Annotated in this window: 17 protein-coding genes and 1 pseudogene; 14 read left to right on the forward strand and 4 right to left on the reverse strand. The window is 72.5% G+C overall.

Annotated elements, in window-relative coordinates; translation table 11 throughout:
• Positions 1 to 38: 38 nt before the first annotated feature.
• The 10 genes from GTY58_RS11610 to GTY58_RS39575 all read left to right on the forward strand — a co-directional run bounded on the left by GTY58_RS11610 (position 39) and on the right by GTY58_RS39575 (position 9,609).
• The gene (locus GTY58_RS11610; RefSeq protein WP_010983652.1) at positions 39 to 995 is read left to right on the forward strand and encodes a slipin family protein; all 957 of its coding nucleotides are present in this window, start codon (positions 39 to 41) and stop codon (positions 993 to 995) included.
• An 89-nt stretch (positions 996 to 1,084) separates the two neighbouring features.
• Positions 1,085 to 2,467 carry a PhoX family protein gene (locus tag GTY58_RS11615; RefSeq protein WP_010983653.1) on the forward strand — a complete coding sequence of 461 codons (1,383 nt, stop codon included), beginning with the start codon at positions 1,085 to 1,087 and terminating at the stop codon, positions 2,465 to 2,467.
• A 237-nt stretch (positions 2,468 to 2,704) separates the two neighbouring features.
• Positions 2,705 to 3,574 carry a polysaccharide deacetylase family protein gene (locus GTY58_RS11620; protein WP_010983654.1) on the forward strand — a complete coding sequence of 290 codons (870 nt, stop codon included), beginning with the start codon at positions 2,705 to 2,707 and terminating at the stop codon, positions 3,572 to 3,574.
• A 53-nt stretch (positions 3,575 to 3,627) separates the two neighbouring features.
• The gene (locus GTY58_RS11625) at positions 3,628 to 3,807 is read left to right on the forward strand and encodes a hypothetical protein (RefSeq protein WP_010983655.1); all 180 of its coding nucleotides are present in this window, start codon (positions 3,628 to 3,630) and stop codon (positions 3,805 to 3,807) included.
• Between the two features lie 72 nt (positions 3,808 to 3,879).
• The gene (locus GTY58_RS11630) at positions 3,880 to 4,653 is read left to right on the forward strand and encodes an aminoacyl-tRNA hydrolase (protein WP_010983656.1); all 774 of its coding nucleotides are present in this window, start codon (positions 3,880 to 3,882) and stop codon (positions 4,651 to 4,653) included.
• 177 nt (positions 4,654 to 4,830) lie between these two features.
• Positions 4,831 to 5,619 carry a DUF4142 domain-containing protein gene (locus GTY58_RS11635; protein ID WP_010983657.1) on the forward strand — a complete coding sequence of 263 codons (789 nt, stop codon included), beginning with the start codon at positions 4,831 to 4,833 and terminating at the stop codon, positions 5,617 to 5,619.
• A gap of 206 nt (positions 5,620 to 5,825) precedes the next feature.
• Positions 5,826 to 7,271: a DUF692 domain-containing protein gene (locus tag GTY58_RS11640; RefSeq protein WP_037650004.1), complete on the forward strand. Its 1,446-nt coding sequence runs from the start codon at positions 5,826 to 5,828 to the stop codon at positions 7,269 to 7,271.
• Between the two features lie 377 nt (positions 7,272 to 7,648).
• Positions 7,649 to 8,416, forward strand: a complete 768-nt coding sequence (locus GTY58_RS11645; RefSeq protein WP_010983659.1) for a DUF4142 domain-containing protein — start codon at positions 7,649 to 7,651, stop codon at positions 8,414 to 8,416.
• A 160-nt stretch (positions 8,417 to 8,576) separates the two neighbouring features.
• Positions 8,577 to 9,344, forward strand: a complete 768-nt coding sequence (locus GTY58_RS11650) for a TIGR04222 domain-containing membrane protein (protein ID WP_010983660.1) — start codon at positions 8,577 to 8,579, stop codon at positions 9,342 to 9,344.
• 46 nt (positions 9,345 to 9,390) lie between these two features.
• A complete protein-coding gene (locus GTY58_RS39575; RefSeq protein ID WP_042492952.1) occupies positions 9,391 to 9,609 on the forward strand; it encodes a hypothetical protein in 219 nt (72 codons plus the stop codon).
• Here GTY58_RS39575 and hemQ read toward each other — a convergent pair.
• Together hemQ and hemG are read right to left on the reverse strand one after the other, a co-directional pair.
• A complete protein-coding gene (gene hemQ, locus GTY58_RS11655) occupies positions 9,558 to 10,289 on the reverse strand; it encodes a hydrogen peroxide-dependent heme synthase (RefSeq protein WP_010983661.1) in 732 nt (243 codons plus the stop codon). The genes GTY58_RS39575 and hemQ overlap by 52 nt on opposite strands.
• A 4-nt stretch (positions 10,290 to 10,293) precedes the next feature.
• A pseudogene (hemG, locus tag GTY58_RS41595) lies at positions 10,294 to 11,762 on the reverse strand (protoporphyrinogen oxidase).
• Positions 11,763 to 11,959: 197 nt separating this feature from the next.
• Here hemG and GTY58_RS11665 point away from each other — a divergent pair.
• Positions 11,960 to 12,934, forward strand: coding sequence for a DUF4349 domain-containing protein (locus GTY58_RS11665; RefSeq protein ID WP_010983664.1), 975 nt, complete (start codon positions 11,960 to 11,962; stop codon positions 12,932 to 12,934).
• A 33-nt stretch (positions 12,935 to 12,967) separates the two neighbouring features.
• Positions 12,968 to 14,368, forward strand: a complete 1,401-nt coding sequence (locus GTY58_RS11670) for an FAD-dependent oxidoreductase (RefSeq protein WP_010983665.1) — start codon at positions 12,968 to 12,970, stop codon at positions 14,366 to 14,368.
• 57 nt (positions 14,369 to 14,425) lie between these two features.
• Here GTY58_RS11670 and GTY58_RS11675 read toward each other — a convergent pair whose 3' ends face one another.
• Positions 14,426 to 14,764 (reverse strand): hypothetical protein, encoded by a 339-nt coding sequence (locus GTY58_RS11675; protein ID WP_037649999.1) that lies wholly within the window; start codon positions 14,762 to 14,764, stop codon positions 14,426 to 14,428.
• A 110-nt stretch (positions 14,765 to 14,874) separates the two neighbouring features.
• On the opposite strand from GTY58_RS11675, the gene GTY58_RS11680 reads away from it, so the two are divergent.
• Positions 14,875 to 15,693 carry a rhomboid family intramembrane serine protease gene (locus GTY58_RS11680; RefSeq protein WP_010983667.1) on the forward strand — a complete coding sequence of 273 codons (819 nt, stop codon included), beginning with the start codon at positions 14,875 to 14,877 and terminating at the stop codon, positions 15,691 to 15,693.
• Positions 15,694 to 15,703: 10 nt separating this feature from the next.
• Here the strand turns inward: GTY58_RS11680 and hemE are convergent, their stop codons facing one another.
• Complete coding sequence (gene hemE / locus GTY58_RS11685) at positions 15,704 to 16,771, reverse strand: uroporphyrinogen decarboxylase (protein WP_010983668.1); 1,068 nt, start codon at positions 16,769 to 16,771, stop codon at positions 15,704 to 15,706.
• Between the two features lie 188 nt (positions 16,772 to 16,959).
• Here hemE and GTY58_RS11690 point away from each other — a divergent pair, with 188 nt between their 5' ends.
• On the forward strand, positions 16,960 to 17,631 hold the full coding sequence (locus GTY58_RS11690; RefSeq protein ID WP_010983669.1) for a DUF3000 domain-containing protein: 672 nt from the start codon (positions 16,960 to 16,962) through the stop codon (positions 17,629 to 17,631).
• Positions 17,632 to 17,903: the final 272 nt, after the last annotated feature.

Here is a 17,903-nt window from a genome sequence, read left to right on the forward strand (position 1 = left end):
CTCGAGGCATCCGGGGGCCTCTCGAAGAGGAGGTCGTCATGCTCCAGGAGCTGCTGGTGGCGGCCGTGGCGGCCGGTTCCGCGGGCCTCATATACGTCACGGCGGCGGCGCGGGTCGTCAAGCAGTACGAGCGCGGGGTGGTCTTCCGGCTCGGCAGGCTCGCGGGCGACGTCCGTCCGCCCGGCTTCACGCTGGTGGTCCCGGGCGTGGACCGGCTGCGCAAGGTCAACATGCAGATCGTGACGCTGCCCATCCCCGCCCAGGAGGGCATCACGCGGGACAACGTGACGGTGCGCGTCGACGCGGTCGTCTACTTCAAGGTGGTCGACGCGGCGAACGCGATCATCCAGGTCGAGGACTACCGCTTCGCGGTCTCGCAGATGGCGCAGACATCGCTGCGGTCGATCATCGGCAAGAGCGACCTCGACGATCTGCTGTCCAACCGGGAGAAGCTCAACCAGGGCCTGGAGCTGATGATCGACAGTCCGGCGATCGGCTGGGGCGTGCAGATCGACCGCGTGGAGATCAAGGACGTGTCCCTGCCGGAGACGATGAAGCGGTCTATGGCCCGGCAGGCCGAGGCCGACCGTGAGCGCCGCGCCCGGATCATCAACGCCGACGCGGAGTTGCAGGCGTCCAAGAAGCTCGCGGAGGCGGCCGGAGTGATGTCCGAGCAGCCCGCCGCGCTCCAACTCCGGCTGCTCCAGACGGTGGTGGCGGTGGCGGCGGAGAAGAACTCCACGCTCGTCCTGCCGTTCCCGGTGGAACTGCTGCGGTTCCTGGAGCGGGCGCAGGCCCAGCAGCCGCCCACGCCCGCGGAGTCCGGAGCCGACGGCGCGACCGGTACCCCGGCAGGCACCGGACACGGCACCCCGGCCTACACCGGACCCGGCAGCGCGACCGCCACCGGAGCCGACGGCGCGACCGGCATCGAATCCGGCCCCCGTACCGACACGGGCACCGTCCCTCGCACCGACACCGGCACCGGCACGTGACACGTGCGACGCGCGTGGTTCCGGTGATCCTGATGCCGTGATACACACGGCTGGGTCACAGTCCTGTCCGCCAACAGGAAGGTTGCCCCATGCCCGAAAACGGTCGCCCCGCATCGCGACGTCAGGTACTGGCCCGCAGCGGCGCGTTGGGCGTCTCGATCGCCTTCGCCGGAAACCTCTCCGAGCTCTTCGCGGGCACCGCCGCCGCACAGGACCTCGGCCACCGGGGCTATGGCCCGCTGGTCCCCGACCCGAACGGCCTGCTCGACCTGCCGAAAGGTTTCCGCTACCGGGTCCTGTCCCGCGAGGGCGACCCGCTCCGCTCCGGCGAGGGCCCGGTCCCCAGCAACCACGACGGAATGTCGGCGTTCGCGGGCCGCCACGGCCGCGTCCACCTGGTGCGCAACCACGAGAACCGCGTCACCGCGAAGTTCCCGGTCCCGACGGTCGAGGGCCTCACCTACGATCCGACGGGCAAGGGCGGCTGTACGGCGCTGACGTTGGACGGGCAGGGCCAGGTGCTCTCCGAACGCGTCGCGATCGCCGGTACGGCGGTCAACTGCGCGGGCGGGCCCACCCCTTGGGGCACCTGGCTGACCTGCGAGGAGACCGAGGACAGGGCCGGCACGAACGGCTACACCAAGGATCACGGCTTCATCTTCGAGGTCGACCCGGCGAACCCCCACCGCACCGGCGCCGTACCGCTCACCGCGATGGGCCGCTTCCAGCACGAGGCGATCGCCGTCGACCCGAGACACGGCATCGTCTACGAGACCGAGGACGCGTTCCTCAAGCCCTTCGGCCTCTTCTACCGCTTCCTGCCCCACCGGCCCGAGGGCGGCGTCGGTTCATTGCGCGCCGGCGGCCGGCTTCAGGCGATGCGGGTGCCCGGCGTACCCGACCTCTCCTCGGTCCAGGAGACGGGCGCGGCCTTCGACGGCGTCGAGTGGGTGGACGTACCGGATCCACTGGCCGCCCAAACCCCGGTCAGACTCCAGGACTTCGGCCCGAAGGGCATCACCCACGCACAGAAGCTCGAGGGCTGCTACTGGGGCGGCTCGTGCGTGTACTTCGTCTCCTCCTTCGCCCGCGGCGCGGACGGCTCGGCCGCTGACCACTACGGGCAGATCTGGCGCTACGACCCGTCCGCGCGCCGGCTCACCCTCGTGATCGTCTTCGGCCCGGACACCGACGTACAGCTCCCGGGCGAGTCACCGGACAACATCTGCCTCGCACCCGGCGGCGGTCTGATGGTCTGCGAGGACGGCAACGGCGCGCAGCACGTCTTCGGGGTGACGCGGCGCGGCGAGGTGTACGCCCTGGCCCGCGGCGCCCAGAACATCGGCACCCCCGAGGCTCCGGAGTGGGGCGAGTTCGCGGGCGTCACTTTCTCCCCGGACGGCCGGACGATGTACGTGAACTGCTACACGCCCGGTACGACCTTCGCGGTGACGGGGCCCTGGCGCAGGTGAGGTGCCCTCGGCGGGCCGGGCCGCGGTACGGCACATGCCGCCCGGCGCGCTGACCGCCGACTCGAGTCCGAAGCCCCGGGGCAAGCGCCCCGGGGCTTCGTCGTGAGGTCGTGGGGCCCGCTTCCTCGCACCGGTACGCCCCTGACGCACAGCCGGCCGGGTGGCTTCGTCGTCGTCTTCGCACGGCACGTGCCCTCGGTGGGCGAATAATCACATTTACCCCGATATCTTTATCCGGTGATCATTCTTGTACGCCGTGTCGCCGTCGCCGGTGCCCTGGGCGCCCTGGGAGCCGCGCTCGCCGCCTGCGGCACTCCCGGCGCATCCGGCACCCCGCACGCCGCCGCACGCCCTGCGCACTCGGCGCCCACCACCGCCGCGTCCTCGAAGCCCCCCACCCTCACGCCCGGCCCCTCCGGGCTGACCCCCGTCTTCAAGAACGGCCCGCGCACGCAGGGCAAGACCGTCGCGCTCACCTTCGACGCGGACATGACCGCGGATCAGGGCGCGCGGGCCGCCGCCGGGGAGCATTTCGACAATCCGCAGTTGATCGGCGCACTGCGCGAGCTCAAGGTGCCGGCCACCGTGTTCATGACGGGACGGTGGGCCGACGAATACCCCCAGGAGGCCCGGGCCATCGGCCGCGACCCCCTGTTCGAGGTCGCCAACCACTCGTACAGCCACTACGCCTTCACAAGCGACTGCTACGGCCTGCCGACCGTGTCCGAGGACCGGATGCGGTCCGATGTGGAGCGGGCGTTCGCCGCCTTCGAGAAGGCGGGGGTGCCCCACGTGATGCCGTACTTCCGCTTCCCCGGCGGGTGCTACGACCAGCGTGCGCTGCGCACGCTGATCCCCGTCGGCGTCACCGCGGTGCAGTGGGACGTGGTGAGCGGGGACGCGTTCGCGACGGACGCGGACGCCGTGGCCCAGCAGGTGCTGGAGGGCGTCCGGCCGGGGTCCGTCGTCGTCATGCACTGCACACGGAGCGCGGCCCCGACGACGGAGCGGGCCGTACGGACGATCGTTCCCGAGCTGCGCAAGAAGGGGTTCCGGTTCGTGAAGGTGTCCGAGCTGATCCAAGCGGCCTCGGGCGGGCGTCGATAGGCGGCCGAACGGCCTGTGGCAGCGGTTCACACCGAGCGGCTTACGCTGGGAGCATGAGCGGCGACTACTGCGGTACGGAGACGGCGGGCCCGGCACCCAAGGCGGGCGGTCCGCCGTTCGCCGCGTGTGTGCTGTGCCAGGAGCCGACGGAGTACCCGGAGTCGTACAAGGGGATCACGCTGTGCCCCGTCTGCGCGTGGCAGGAGGCACAGCGCGGCGCCTGCTCAGGATGAGCGACGGGCCGTGCGGGGAGCCGCTTCCTTCCCCCACGAAGACCCGATCTTCGGCCTGGCAGACTGGAGGGCGTGACCAGTGATCCCACCCCCGCCACCCCCGCCACCCCCGCCACCCCGGCCGCCCCGGCCGTCGACGGCAGCGCTCCGCAGGACAGCCCCTTCCGCTCCGAGCGCACCTCCCGTGACGAGGCGCGGCAGTTCGTGCTGCCGCTCGTCGTGCGCATCGAGAAGTCCGCTCCCCCGGCGCGCACGGACGCGCTGGAGACGGCGGCGCGCGCGGTGCTCGTCATCCTGAGCGACGAGCGGTCGCTGGGCGACGGGGAGTGGGCGCAGGCGATGACGGACTGGCAGGACGCCCGGATCCGCAAGGTGGTCCGGCGGGCGCGCGGCGCGGAGTGGCGGCGGGCCGAGGCCCTGCCCGGGATCACGGTGACGGGCAAGTCGGCGGAGGTACGGGTCTTCCCGCCGGTACCGCTGGACGGCTGGCCCAAGGACCTGGCCCGTCTCCAGGTCTCCGGCACCGACCTCGAGGATTTTGAACCGCCCCTGGAGGCGGACCCTTCCGCCCCGGTCCTCCGGCTGAGCCCCGACCTCGACATGTCGGCGGGCAAGGCGATGGCGCAGGCGGGCCACGGCGCCCAACTCGCCTGGTGGGAACTGTCGGACGAGGACCGCGCGGCCTGGCGCGACGCGGGCTTCCCGCTCGCCGTCCGCACGGCGGACCCGTCCCACTGGCGCGAACTCACCGCCTCAGGCCTCCCGTTGGTCCGCGACGCGGGTTTCACGGAGATCGCCCCCGGCTCGTGCACGGTGGTGGCGGACCATCCGGCACTGCGCGGCTGACGCCTCCGGAGGTCACCTGACCCGGCCGCTCGGGCGGACGCCGGAGCGGTGGACTTTGCCGAGCGAACAGAAATCTTTGCCCAAGGCTTGAACATCTCGACAGCACCGTACGTACATCCCGGCACTGGCCAAGCACAGACGCCCAACGACCAGTTGGTTTCATCCGGGAGGCACACTTTGCGGCGTATCAACGGCACCGCCCTCGTCATCGCGGCACTCTTCGCCACCGTCGGCGCGCTGGCGTACCCCGTGTGGTCGTACGCCGACCGTTCCGGAACCGGACAGGCGAACCTCGCCGCCGGGACGGTGAGCACGCGCTGGGGGCCGCTCACCGCCTCCGACCGCGACCTGATCGTCCGGGTGCGACTGGCCGGCCTGTGGGAGCTGCCGGCCGGACAGCAGGCGCTCGAGCGCCCGGTCAGCAAGGCGTTCAAGGAGACGGCCGACCACCTCATCGTCGGCCACACCGATCTCGACAAGCGGGTCCGGATCGTCGCGGCCCAGCTGGGAGTGGAGCTGCCGAACCAGCCCAACCCCCAGCAGCAGGGCTGGCTCCAGGAGCTGAGCGCGGCCAGCGGCAAGGAGTACGAGTACAAGTTCGCGAACCTGCTGCGGTCCGCCCACGGCAAGATCTTCCCGGCCATCGGCGCCGTCCGTAACAGCACCCGCAACACCCTGGTGCGCCAGCTCGCCTCGGACACCAACCAGACCGTGCTCGACCACATCACGATGCTGGAGAAGACCGGGTCCGTCGACTTCGACGCCATCGCCAACGACACGGCAGCCGCCGCGACCGCCAGCCCGACCGGTCCCCCGGCCCCGGTCCCCGGTTCGACGGCGGCCTCGGCGCCGCCCGCCGAGGCGACCGGTGACGTGCAGGTCTCGTCGTCTCCGTCGCCGGGGGAGCCTGGGACGGTCAACACGGGCCGGCCGGATCCCGAGGACTCGGACAACGTGTTGCAGTAGCGGCATCGCGCCCGGCCCCGCGGCCGCTGCGGCCGGGCGCCGGCCGGGCATCGGCCCGGCGGAACCTCAAATGTTCCTCTGAACGTCCCCGGGGCGGGGTTCGGCCCCGAGGGCACGGGCCATGACACCGTCACGCCGGAACAGCGGGCCCGTCGAGGGAGACGGGGCAGCGGAGTCCTGGTGAAGCCGTGGTGGAGGAGGGGACGATGGAGCGACTGAGGACACTGGGGACACTGGGGACGGGGATCGGCTGGCGGCCGGAGATCGCGGACGCCGTGGAGCGGATGCCGGGCATCGACTGGGTCGAGGCCGTGGCGGAGAACGTGTGCCCCGGACATCTCCCCGAGTCGCTGCTGCGGCTGCGGGCGCGCGGCGTCACCGTCGTCCCGCACGGTGTCTCCCTCGGCCTCGGCGGGGCGGACCGTCCCGACGAGGGCCGGCTGGCCGCCCTCGCGGAGCGCGCCGAGGCGCTGGGCTCGCCGCTGGTCACGGAGCACATCGCCTTCGTACGCGCGGGCGGGGCACTGACCGCCTCGCCCCTGCTGGAGGCGGGGCACCTGCTGCCCGTTCCGCGCACCCGCGACGCGCTGGACGTGCTGTGCGAGAACGTCCGCATCGCGCAGGCCGCGCTGCCCGTGCCGCTCGCCGTGGAGAACATCGCCGCGCTCATCTCCTGGCCCGGCGAGGAGATGACGGAGGGGCAGTTCCTGTACGACCTCGTCGAGCGCACCGGCGTACGCCTGCTGATCGACGTGGCGAACCTCCACACCAACCACGTCAACCGGGGCGAGGACCCGGCCAAGGCCCTGGACGAGCTGCCCGTCGAGGCCATCGCGTACGTCCATGTCGCGGGCGGCTTCGAGCGCGACGGTGTCTGGCACGACAGCCACGCCCACCCCGTCCCGCAACCGGTCCTCGACATCCTGGCCGACCTCGCCTCCCGTACGACCCCGCCGGGCGTACTCCTGGAACGCGACGAGAACTTCCCCGAACCGGGCGAGCTGGAGCGGGAGTTGGGGGCGATAAGGAAGACGTTGGAGAAGGCGGGGACGAGGGCGGGGGCTTCGGCCGGAGCCGCGGGGGCCGCGACGAGGACGGCGGCGGAGCTTACGGTGGCGGAGTCGACGGCGGTCGGCGCGATCGCCGGCCCGAGGCGTGGCGGTGCCGACGCGCAGGCCGCGCCTCGGGCGGCCGGGACCGAGGCCCTGAGCGCGGCGTCGACGTCGACGCCCGCCGACCCCGCCCGCCAGCGCCTCGCGCTCGCCCAGGCCGCTCTCCTCTCCGCCCTCGTCGCCGGCACCCCCGTACCCGAGGGGTTCGACCGGGTACGGCTGGGCGTGCAGGCCCGTGCCCTCGCCGCCAAGCGGGCGGACGTGGTCGCGAAGGTCGCGCCGGAGTTGCCGGAGATCCTCGCGGAGGAGTACCGGCCGGCCTTCCTCACGTACGCCCCCGGGCACCCGATGACCGGCGGCTACCGGCGTGACGCCCTCGACTTCGCCGAGCACCTGCTGCTCGCCGGGCGCCCCGAGGACGCGGAGGCCCGGCGCCGGCTGCGCGACTGGTGGCTGGAGCGCTCCGGCCCCACCCCGCCCTCCCGACACCCCGCCGCCCGCCTGGCCCGCGCCACCCGCAGGGTCCTGCTGCGCCGCTGAGGCCGTTGCGTCGCTGAGGCCGTTGCACCGCTGAGGCGCCGTTGCGTCGCTGAGCCCTGTGCGCCGCGCGGTCCCCGGCCCGGCATCCCGAAGGCCACCGGCACGCAGGACCCCAGTACGCCCACCGCAACGGGACGGCAACCGCCTCCACAGAATGTGCCGCGGTTAACATCGCGGCTCCTTCGCATGCCCACGGGATTCATTTGCACCGTTTCACCGTGGATTGCCCTCCACCGCCCCTACCGCGTCCGGGTCCCTCCGCCCCGTAATCCACCCCTTCCTCCCTGTACGGCAGTTGGCGTAGTCCGCGCAGTAATATGCCAAGCCGCACCCGAAGCGCACTAGCGTGCGGTGCCGCAAGCAGGAGGCACACCGACATGCGATCCATCAACCACACCGGACTGTTCAGTGGCACCGGACTCATCATCGCCGGGCTGACCGCGACCCTCGTCGCGCTGATCTTTCCGATCTGGTCGTACGCGGACCGCTCCGGCACAGGCCTGGACACCCTGAGCGCCCAGACCGTGTCGACGAAGTTCGGCCCGCTGTCCGCCCTGGACCGGGAGTTCGTCACGAAGGTCCGGCTGGCCGGCCTGTGGGAACTGCCCGCGGGGCAGCAGGCACAGGACAAGGGCACCACCCAGGCCGTGCACACGGCGGGCGAGCACCTCGTCGAGGGCCACACGTTCCTCGACGCCCGGGTCCGCAACGTCGCCGCGCGTCTGGGGCTCGAGCTGCCCAACCAGCCGAACCCACAGCAGCGTCAGTGGCTCGCCACCCTGAACTCGGCGCAGGGCGAGACCTACGACCGGGACTTCGCCAACATCCTGCGCCAGGCCCACGGCAAGGTCTTCTCCGTCGTCGCCCAGGTCCGCGCGGGCACCCGCAACTCCCTGGTGCGCGACCTCGCCGACGACGCGAACACCACCGTCCTCGACCACATCAAGGTCCTCGAGGCCACCGGCCTGGTCGACTTCGACGCGCTGGCCCGGGACGCGGCCACCTCCGGCCCGCCCCCGCTCACCAGTTCCCCCGCCCCGCCGGGACCGAAGGCCTCACCGAACTCCCCGATTCCGGTCACCCCCTCGCCGACCTACACCCTGCCGCCCGCCGCCTCCAGCCCCAGGCCCTCCGAAAAGAACTGACCAGCGCCGGAACGGCACCAACCCGCTCCCGGTACAACGCCCGCACGACGCCCGTACGACGCCCGCACGACGTCAAACGGAACGTCACATACCGACAACGCTCCGTCCATATCGTGGAAACCCCGTGGCGCTCGGGCACCTGTTCGCATAGAAAAACGCCATGTTCTGGGTCCTTCTCCTGCTCCTGGCGTGGGTCGCCGCCGGCACGTCCTGCACACGCCTGTGCCTGGCCGCCGTACGCGCCGCGGCCGTCGACGCGAACGCCGCGCGCGGCCACGCCCTGACGCTGTACGAGGCGGCGTTCCTGGCCGGCGGCCCGAAGCGGGTGGCCGATCTGACGCTCGTCGCGATGGCCCGTCAGCGGCGGCTGCTGCTCGCGCACACCGGCTGGGCGACCGTCGTGGACCCCAACGGGCGGGACGAGATGGAGCGTTCGGTGCTGGGCGCGATAGGCCCGGAGGGGCAGTCGCGGATAGCGCCGGTGCGCCGGACGACCGCCGCCGCCGACCCCGTGCGCTCGCTCGCCGACCGGCTCGTCACGGCGGGCCTCGCCGTGCCCGACGGCGCGCGTACGACCGTCGCGGGCGCCGTCCGCCAGGTGCAGGCCGCGTCCGCGGCCGTCGCCGCGCTGGGCGCGGTCGCCGTACTGATGCCCGCGGAGGCCGCCGAGGAGCAGATCCCGGTCGTCGTCTGGTTCGCGCTGCCCCTGCTCCTCACGCTGAGCTGTCTCGCCATCGCCCGCGTCGAGGTCCACCCGTACACGCGCTGGGCGTCGCCGGCCGGCCAGCGGCTGCTCGGCGCCCTGCCCCGGCACGCCGACGAAGCCGGCGACGACCGTACGTATCTCACCTCCGTCGCCGTACGCGGCATCCGCGCGATCGGCGAACCGGAGCTGCGCGCCGCCTTCACCCACCGGGAGCGCGGCTGACGGCCCCTCACCGATCAACGGCCCTCACCGATCAAAGGGACGCCCGATGAGAGCCGCCGCCCCCTGCACCGCCGCCGGGTCCTTGCTCCTGACGGGCCTCGCCGCCGCACCGGCGGGCGGCGTACCCGCCGCGCCGGGCGACCCCGAACTGCGCGGCACCGTCACGGTCCCGCTCGACCACGCGCGCCCCGGCGGCATGCCCGCTGGTGGCTGTCAGGCGAGCCCCGCCACCAGCTCCGCCACCGACTTGCGACGCCCCGTGTAGAACGGGACCTCCTCGCGGACGTGCATACGGGCCTCGGAGGCGCGCAGGTGGCGCATGAGGTCGACGATGCGGTACAGCTCGTCGGCCTCGAAGGCCAGCATCCACTCGTAGTCGCCGAGGGAGAACGAGGCGACCGTGTTGGCGCGCACGTCCGGGTAGCCGCGGGCCATCTTGCCGTGGTCGGCGAGCATGCGGCGGCGGTCCTCGTCGGGCAGCAGGTACCAGTCGTAGGAGCGCACGAAGGGGTAGACGCTCACGTAGTTGCGGGGCGTCTCGTCGGCGAGGAACGCCGGGATGTGCGAGCGGTTGAACTCGGCGGGGCGGTGCAGCGCCATGTTCGACCACACCGGCTCCAGGGCGCGGCCCAGCTTGGTGCGGCGGAAGAGGTTGTACGCCTCCTGGAGCTCGTCGCTGGTCTCGGCGTGCCACCAGATCATGAGGTCGGCGTCGGCGCGCAGCCCCGACACGTCGTACGTACCCCGGATGGTCACGTCCTTGGCGGCGAGCTGGTCGAACAGCTCCTGGACCTCGTCCGCGTAACCCGCGCGGTCCTCGGGCAGTACGTCCTTCAGCTTGAAGACCGACCACAGGGTGTAGCGGATGACCTCGTTGAGGTCCTTGGCCAGCTTGCCCTTGTTCGGGATCCTGCCGGACTCGGTGGTGGGGGCGTCGTCACTCATGGGGCTATTCTCCCGCTCCGCCGTGCAGGCTCTGCACCGGGTGGGCACTCAGCTCGTCCAGCCCCGCGCGGTCGCCGCCCAGCTGCTCCACGGCGGCGTACGCGCCGGCGATGCAGGCCGGGATGCCGACGCCGTCGTACGCCGCGCCGCAGACGGCGAGGCCGGGCAGCTTGGCGACGTGGTCGCGGATGCGGGCCACGCGCGCGTGGTGGCCGACGGGGTACTGCGGCAGGCCGTCGGTCCAGCGGGTGACGCGGCTGGCGACCGGCGTGGCGGCCAGGCCGGTCGCCTCGCGCAGGTCGTGGCGCGAGACGTCCACGAGGCCGGCGTCGTCCCGGCCGAGGATCTCCGTCTCGCCGTACCGCCCGACCGACGTGCGCAGCACCAGCAGGTCGGGGTCCTCGTCCGCGATCCAGCCCCACTTCTGGGAGGCGAACGTCGATGCCTTGATGGTGCGCCCGTCGACGGGAGGCACGAGGAAGCCGCTGCCTTCGGGGAGGCTGGTCCCACTGCGGCGGTAGGCGAGGGTGACCAGCGCCATGGACGCGTACTCGACGCCGGCCAGCTCGGCCGCGGCGGCGGGTGCCTCGGCGCGCAGCAGCTCGGCGGCGGCCGCGGCGGGCAGGGCGACGACCACGGAGTCGGCGTGCAGCACACGACCGCCGGCGACCAGCCACCCACGCGGCCGGCCCGCCCTCGGCTCTGCGCAGCTCGGTCACCCGGCGCCCCGGTGACGATCTCGCCGCCCCGCGCGCGCACCGACTCCGCGACCGCGAGCGGCAGTTGCCCGACGCCGCCCTCGATGCCCATGAAGACCGGGCCCGTCTGCTGGGCCGCGGCCGCCTTCTCCTGGAGCTCGCGGACCACCTCCGTCAGCGACGCGTGCGCGTGGATCGCGGTGAAGAGCTGGGGGACCGCCGAGCGCATCGAGAGGCGGTACGCGTCGCCCGCGTACACCCCGCCCAGGAGGGGCTCGACCAGGCGGTCGACGACCTCGCGGCCGAGGCGCGCCGCCACGTACTCCCCCACCGCCACGTCGTCGCCGACCTCCGTGCGGGGCAGGTCGGCGTCGCGCTCGATGCGGCGCAGGCCCTCGTCGCTCAGCACGCCGGCCAGCGCGGACGCCGTGCCCGGGACGCCCATGACGTGGCCCTTGGGCATGGGGCGCAGGGCGCCGCGGGTCCAGATCGACGCCGAGGCGGTGGCCGGGGGGCGGAGGCGGTCGGCGAGGCCCACCTCACGCGCGAGGCCCACCGCCTCGGGGCGGCGCGCGAGCATCGACTCGGCGCCGAGGTCGACCCGGACGCCCTCGATCTCGCCGGGCAGCAGCTTGCCGCCGAGGCGGTCCGACGCCTCGAGCACGGTCACGCGCGCGCCACGGTCCAGCAGCCGGTGCGCGGCGGCCAGCCCCGCGATCCCGCCCCCGATGACGACGACCTGCCCCATACCCGTGCGCGTCTGAGTTGTGCTCATGTCCCCACTTTGTCAGACCTCACTGACAGTCCGGCCGGGGGCCGGTGACCTGGGTGAGTCCGGACCGTGACCGCGCCGGGACCAGTGTCCTCGGCGAGTCCCGACCGTGATGGCATCGGGACCGGATCCGGCCAACGTTCCTGGCGGGCCGGGCGTCGAAGAAGCGTCAGGCACGACGACTTCCGGGGGTAGCCCACATGCAGACAGCACGCACCGTACGACCTGTTCGGGTCCTGGCGGCCCTGCTTTTGACCTCCGCTCTCGCGCTCGCGGGGTGCAGCGCCGCCGACGACGGCGGCGGCAGCAGCTCGGACGCGAAGGCCGCCGCTCCGGGCGCCCAAAAAGGCGCGGCCGACAGCGGCTCGGCGAGCGGCGCCAAGGCCTCCGGCGCGCCCAAGCTCACCGCGAGCGCCATCATCCGCACCGCCTCTCTGACGGTGCAGGTCAAGGATGTGCCCAAGGCCCTCGACGACGCGCGTACGACCGTCGAGACGGCGGGCGGCTTCATCGGCAACGAGAGCACCAGCCGGGACGCGCGGGGCCACGAGCGCACCCGTGTCGTCCTGCGTGTGCCCAGCGAGAAGTACGACCAGGTGCTCGGTGACCTGGAGGGCACGGGCAAGCTCATCGACCGCTCCCGTAAGGCGGAGGACGTCACCGACCAGGTCGTCGACGTGGAGAGCCGCATCAAGTCGCAGCGCGCCAGTGTCGCCCGGGTCCGCGAGCTGATGGACAAGGCGACCAAGCTCAGCGATGTGGTCAGCCTGGAGGGGGAGTTGAGCAGCCGTGAGGCCGACCTGGAGGCCCTGCTGGCCCAGCAGGCGTCCCTGAAGGACCGCACCAGCCTGGCCACCATCACGCTCTCCCTGTCCGAGACCCCGGTGAAGAAGGCGGCGGCCAAGGACGAGGACCCGGGCTTCCTGGACGCGCTCGCGGGCGGCTGGCACGTCTTCGTCACGCTGCTGCGCTGGATCGCCCTGGCGTTCGGCGCGGTGCTCCCGTTCGCGGCGGTCGCGGCGCTGGTGGTGTTCGTGTGGGTGCGGCTCGTACGGCCCCGGCTGCCGCGCCGTCCGGCCCCGGCGACGACCGCCGCACCGGGTGCGGTTCCCGGCTTCCCCGCGCCCTCGCCGGCGCCCGCGCAGCGGCCCGCGGAGGGACGGGAAGAGCACTGACCGGCCCCGGCCCCGGCCCCGTAGCGTGTTCGTATGAGCATGAGCCGTACGAGCCGTACGAAAGAGCGCCTGGTCGTGATCGGCGGCGACGCGGCGGGCATGTCCGCCGCGTCGCAGGCACGTCGCCTCAAGGGCCCCGCCGAGCTGGAGATCGTGGCGTTCGAGCGCGGCCACTTCACCTCCTACTCGGCGTGCGGGATCCCGTACTGGGTGGGCGGCGACGTCGCCGAACGGGATCAGCTGATCGCGCGCACCCCCGAGGAGCACCGGGCCCGCGGCATCGGCCTGCGGATCCGTACGGAGGTCACGGAGATCGACGCCGAGGGCGCCCGCGTGCGCTCCCGGGACCTGGCGTCCGGGGCCGAGTCGTGGACGTCGTACGACAAACTCGTGATCGCGACCGGCGCCCGGCCGGTCCGCCCGGAGCTGCCCGGCGTCGACGCGCCCGGGGTGCACGGGGTGCAGACCCTGGACGACGGCCAGGCCCTGCTCGACACGCTGGCCGCCACCCGGGGCCGTCGGGCCGTGGTCGTCGGCGCCGGGTACATCGGCGTGGAGATGGCCGAGGCGCTCATCAACCGCGGCTACGAGGTGACCGTCGTCAACCGCAGCAAGGAGCCGATGGCCACCCTCGACCCCGACATGGGCCGCCTGGTGCACAAGGCCATGGAGGGCCTGGGCATCACCATGGTGAACGACGCCGAGGTCACCGGGCTGCCGACGGGAGACGACGGACGGGTCCGCGCGGTCGCCACGGAGGACGCCGAGTACCCGGCGGACGTGGTGGTCCTGGGCATCGGCGTACGCCCCGAAACGACGCTCGCGCAGGCCGCCGGGCTGCCGCTGGGCGAGCACCACGGGCTGCTGACCGACCTCGCGATGCGGGTGCGCGGCCACGAGAACATCTGGGCGGGCGGCGACTGCGTCGAGGTCCTCGACCTGGTCTCCGGGAGCGAACGGCACATCCCCCTGGGCACGCACGCCAACAAGCACGGGCAGGTCATCGGCGCCAACGTGGGCGGCGGGTACGCCACGTTCCCCGGTGTCGTCGGTACGGCGGTCAGCAAGGTCTGCGACCTGGAGATCGCCCGCACCGGGCTGCGCGAGAAGGACGCGCGGCGGGCGGGGCTCCAGTTCGAGGCGGTCACCGTCGAGTCGACGAGCCGCGCGGGCTACTACCCGGGCGCCGATCCGATGACGGTGAAGATGCTCGCCGAACGCCGCACGGGGCGGCTGCTCGGTGTGCAGATCGTCGGCGGCGAAGGCGCGGGCAAGCGCGTGGACATCGCCGCGGTGGCGCTCACCGCGGGCATGACGGTGGAACAGATGACGGCCCTCGACCTCGGCTACGCGCCGCCGTTCTCACCGGTGTGGGACCCGATCCTGGTGGCGGCGCGAAAGGCGGTGGCGGCGGTACGCGCCAACGGTGTGTGAGGCACGCGCCCCGAGAGGGGCGCGGACCCGCGACATCACGCGGCTCGGCGGCCCCCGCTATGCCGACTCGTGCTGACCGGCCGTCCCGTTGATCCGCTCGATGGCCTGCCGAGCCTGTTCGGCCGGCGGCCGCGGCGACAGTGCGGACACGGACGCGGTGGACGGCACGGCGGGCGGCTGCGCCCCCGCCGGCTTCGCATGGGAGGCAGGGCGGTTGGAGCGCAGCCGATGGCTGACGGCCTCGTCGATGGTCACCGGGCGCTGCATCTTGGCGGCGAGCCGGCCGGCCTCCTGGCCGAGCAGGGCGACATCCTCCCAGGGCAGATGCAGCACCAGGGCGACCTCCGCCTCCCCGTCGGGCAGGGCGTGTATCGGAGGAGTAACTCGCTCGTTCATCGCCTGTTCCTCACGTAGTTGCCGGCATCGCGGGCGGTTGAGGAGACATACGTACGACCGTCCGGTCGCGTTCACCGGTTCGCCGGGCTCATCCAGGGCACTACTTTCTTGTGGTCATTCCCGTCCATGACGTGAACCCGGTACAGCGCACGCCCTATGTGACGTATGCGCTGATCGCGATCAACTTCGCCGTCTTCCTCTTCACCCCCGGCATAGCGGGATCGGTGACGGGAGACAGCGGGGTGTCGCAGCTGTGTCATCTCCAGGCGTTCCTGGAACGCTACGCGGCCGTGCCACAGGAGTTGATCCACCACCAGATGCCGCGGCTCGTGCCGACGGGCGAGGTGGGCATCGGCCCGCAGGGCCCCGGCTGTGTGGCCGCGCCGCCGGACTACGACAAGTCGCCCCCGCTGTCGGTCCTGACGGCGATGTTCCTGCACGGCAGCTGGCTGCACCTGCTGGGCAACATGCTCTTCCTGCTGATCTTCGGCAACAACATCGAGGACCGCATGGGGCATGTGCGCTTCACGCTGTTCTACGTGGCCTGCGGCTACGTGGCGGGGTACGGCTTCGCACTCCTCAACGACGACTCCGGGGACCCGCTGATCGGCGCCTCCGGGGCCATCGCCGGTGTCCTGGGCGCGTATCTGGTGCTCTACCCGAAGGCCAGAGTGTGGGTCCTCGTCCCGTTCCTGGTGTTCCTGCCGCTGCGGCTGCCCGCGTGGATCGTGCTGGGCTTCTGGTTCGCGCTCCAGGCGGTCTACTCGTCGGGCGGCGCGGTCTCCACGGCGGGGACGGTGGCGTACGCGGCGCATGTGGTCGGCTTCCTCGCCGGCATGCTGCTCGCCTGGCCACTGCGCCCGGGCACACCGCCGCCACCGGCGCCGCGCAGCCTGCTGTGGGGCAGGCAGGCGCGGCACACCTGGTGACCTCGGCCGGTCAGCGGGCGGTCTGCGTGTGGACGTACTCCACGAGGCGGGTCAGCGCGTCCGGGTCGGTGGTCGGCGGGACGCCGTGGCCGAGGTTGAAGACATGGCCCTCGAGACCGGCGGCCGCATCAAGCACCTCGCGGGTCTTGGTCTCCACCGCCTCCGTCGTGGAGAACAGGACCGCCGGGTCGAGGTTGCCCTGGAGCGCCTTCCCGGTGCCGACGCGGCGGGCGGCCTCGTCGAGCGGGACGCGCCAGTCGACGCCGACGACGTCCGCGCCCGCCTCGCCCATGAGGCCGAGCAGCTCACCGGTGCCGACACCGAAGTGGATACGGGGCACGCCGTACGACTCGACGGCCTGGAAGACCTTGGTGGAGGCGGGCATCACCGAGCGGCGGTAGTCGGCGGGGGCGAGCGCGCCGACCCAGGAGTCGAAGAGCTGGACGGCGGAGGCGCCCGCCTCGATCTGGACCTTGAGGAAGGCCGAGGTGATCTCGGCGAGACGGTCGAGGAGGTCGGCCCACAGCTGCGGGTCGCCGTACATGAGCGCCTTGGTGTGCTCGTGGTTCTTGGACGGGCCGCCCTCCACGAGATAGCTCGCGAGGGTGAAGGGCGCGCCCGCGAAACCGATGAGCGGGGTCTCGCCGAGCTCGGCCGTCAGCAGCTTGATCGCCTCGGTGACGTACGAGACGTCCTCGGGGGTCAGGTCGCGCAGCTGGGCCAGGTCGGCGCGGGTGCGGATCGGCTTCTCGACGACCGGGCCGACGCCCGGCTTGATGTCGAGGTCGATGCCGATGGCCTTGAGCGGTACGACGATGTCGCTGAAGTAGATCGCCGCGTCCACGTTGTGCCGGCGGACCGGCTGGAGTGTGATCTCGGCGACCAGCTCGGGGCGCATGCACGACTCGAGCATGGGGATGCCCTCGCGCACCTTGAGGTACTCCGGCAGCGAGCGCCCGGCCTGCCGCATGAACCACACCGGCGTGTGCGGCACGGGCTCGCGCCTGCACGCCTTGAGGAAGGCGGACTCGTACGTGGCTGTCGGCTGGCCCGTCGCGGGGCGGTCGTTGGCACTCACGACGGAAAGTCTCGCACGCCCCACCGACAGCCCCGCCCGGGCCCGGGCCCCGAAAGGGGGCGGGGGGTGAAGGGGGCGGGGGCGAAGGGGGCGGGGGGCGCACATTCGCACAGCGCGATCCGGACAGTGGCCCTTCGCACGGGTGTCCCTCCCTGCACGAGCGCTTCCTTCCCCTTAATCTTCCCCGCATGGCTGCGGCTCAGGGACGACTGTCGGACGGCGCTGGCGGAATGGACGACGCGAAGGAGGGGGACCGGGATGGGACGGAGACGGCTCCGCTGCCCTTCCGCGCCTCTGTCGAGGCACTGAGGGCCGCACGACTGCGGCCGGAGATCGAGATCGACCCGACGCGGCCGCCCCAGCGGCTCGCCCCGTACGCGTACGCGCTGGAGGCCGCCGTCGTCGAGGACGACGAGGACCTGGCCGACGGCCGGCTCGTCCTGCTGCACGACCCGGCCGGACACGACGCCTGGCAGGGCACGTTCCGGCTGGTCACGCTGGTCCGCGCGGAGCTGGAGCCGGAGATGGTCGCGGACCCGCTGCTGCCGGAGGTGTGCTGGTCCTGGCTCACCGGCGCGCTGGAGGCCCGCGGGCTGTCGTACGGCGAACCGAGCGGGACGGTCACCCGCGCCAGTTCGCACTACTTCGGCGGCCTCGGCGAGCGGCCGGCCGCGTCCCAGATCGAGATCCGCGCCTCCTGGACCCCGCGCGAGGGCCTGGGCGGCGTCCCGGACACGGCCGCCCACCTCGCCTCCTGGTGCGATCTCCTGTGCCAGATCGCGGGCCTGCCGCCGACGGGCCCGGGCGCCGACGCCTCCGTGGTGACGCTGCCGCAGCGGCGGGGGCCGCAGTCCCGCTGACCCGACGACCCCGAGGGGCGGCCCCGCGAAAGCGGGAGCCGCCCCTTCGTGCGCACCGGTCCCCGCCGCTTGTCCCACGGTCGCGGCCCTCTCGCTGACCTTTTGTCGATACGACCACTTTCTGACCCGTTATGACGCGGAGCGAACCGATTCGATCTTCGGGTGATCGCTCGCGCGTCCGAATTGCCCATATTGTTACTCACCAAATCGTGATCATTCTCTAAAGGACCACGGGTTTGATGCCGAAGACCTCTGTGACCTTGAAAGCACGG

Origin of the sequence: Streptomyces sp. SID5469, from assembly GCF_009862865.1 — a bacterium.
In the GTDB taxonomy this organism is placed as follows: Bacteria; Actinomycetota; Actinomycetes; order Streptomycetales; family Streptomycetaceae; genus Streptomyces; species Streptomyces avermitilis.